Annotated in this window: 2 protein-coding genes; one reads left to right on the top strand and one right to left on the bottom strand. The window is 76.3% G+C overall.

Annotated elements, in window-relative coordinates:
• A partial coding sequence (locus G5C62_RS26845) for an MFS transporter (protein ID WP_164703392.1) occupies nucleotides 1–294 on the bottom strand: 294 nt, incomplete at its 3' end.
• A 210-nt stretch (nucleotides 295–504) separates the two neighbouring features.
• Between G5C62_RS26845 and G5C62_RS26850 the strand changes: the two genes are divergently transcribed.
• The coding region (locus G5C62_RS26850) for a histidine kinase (protein WP_241176167.1) at nucleotides 505–1784 on the top strand (1280 nt) is incomplete at its 3' end.

Below are 1784 nucleotides of genomic sequence, written 5' to 3' on the forward strand. Positions count from 1 at the left end.
CGTCGTCCCGGTGAGCACCGTGGCCGCCAGCGCCGCCAGCGCACCTGCCCGGACGACGTTGGCGGCGGCCATCGCGCGCTTGCGGTCGGTCCGGTCGACGAAGGCACCGGCCGGCAGGGCGAACAGCAGCCAGGGCAGGAAGGCCAGCGACGTCAGTGCCGCCACCGCGACCGGGTCGCGGGTGAGCGTCGCGGCCAGCAACGGCAGGGCGACCCGGTTCACCCCGTCGGCGAGGTTGGACGCGGCGCTGGCCGAGTAGAGCCGCCAGAACGCCGGACCGAGGGGCGAGGACACGACCGGCACCCTGCCAGTGCCGTCCGACAGCCGAGCGCCGCACCGCGGTCCGCCGAGTGACAGCCCAGTGGGGGACCCGCCCCGCCGGTCGCCCGCTGAGCTGTCACTCGGCGACGGGGGCCCGCGAGCGGCGGCTCATCCCGCAGGCGGACACGCGGTTCACCCCGCGGGACGACGACGGACGGCGCGACTCTGCCTAGGGTCGGCAGCATGGCCCGGTCGCTGCTCGAACGTGCGGCGACACGTCTCCGACAGCACCCCTTCGGCGTGGACCTCGCCCTCGCCTGCCTGGTCGCGCTGGTCACGGTCCCGGTGCCCGGGTTGTCCGGCTACAGCGAGTCGAGGCCGGAGGTGGCCCTCCTGCTGGGCCTGGCGCTGTGCGCGCCGCTGGCCTGGCGGCGCCGCCACCCGGTCCCCGCCGCCGCGGCGGTGGTGCTGGTCTGTCTGGTCCAGCTCGTCGTGCTCCCCGCCGAGCTGCTGCTCGCCGACGTCGCCGCCCCGATGATGGTCTACGCGCTGGCGGCCCACGGTCCCCGCTGGGCCGGCCGGGCCGGGCTGGGCGCCGGGTTGGTCGGCGCGGTGCTCGCCGCTGCCTCGTTCCACCGGGGTTCGTCGATCAGCCTCATCGTCAGCACGGCGGCCCTGCTCGGTGCGCTGGTCGTCGGCGCCTGGGCGCTGGGCGCGCTGCGCCGCCCGCGCGTGCAGGGCACGCAGCCGGCCCGGGTGCCCCCCGCTGCGGACCAGCCGCTGCTGGAGCGCGCGGCCGGGTGGCTGCGGGACCACCCGTTCGGCGTCGACGCCGTCCTCGCCGGCGTCGCGGTGCTCGTCCTGGTCAGCGCCTCCACGGACATCAACTACCCCGGGTCCACCCTCGCCGCGATCCCGCTGTCGCTGGCGCTGCTGGTCCCCCTGGCCTGGCGCCGCCGCCGACCGGTCCGTGCCGCCGCGGTCGTCATCGTCGCCAGCCTGCTCGAGCTCGTGCTCGTGCCGAGCTACTTCCTCCCCGCCAACATCGCCGCGCCGGTGATGGTCTATGCGCTGGCCGCCTACGCCCCCCGCTGGGCCAGTCGGGCCGGCCTGGTCGTCGGGCTGGTCGGTGCCGTGCTCGCCTCGGCCGTCTACTTCGGCGAGGGCACCTGGTTCGGCTTCGTCTTCGCCGCCGGCGTCATCGGCGTGCTCGTGGTGGCGTGCTGGGCGCTGGGCGATCTGCGCCGGGCACGGCTGCAGCAGGTCGCGGGCCTGGAGGAGCGCGCCCGGCTGCTGGAGCTGGAACGGGAGCAGGAGATGCGGCTGGCGGCGTCCACCGAACGGGCCCGGATCGCCCGGGAGATGCACGACGTCGTCGCCCACTCGCTGTCGGTGGTCATCGCCCAGGCCGACGGCGGCCGCTACGCCGGGCAGACCGACCCGGCGGCCGCGACCGGGGCCCTGGACGCGATCTCGGCCACCGGCCGGCAGGCGCTGACCGACATGCGCAAGCTGCTCGGGGT

The organism is Modestobacter sp. KNN46-3 (assembly GCF_011039295.1).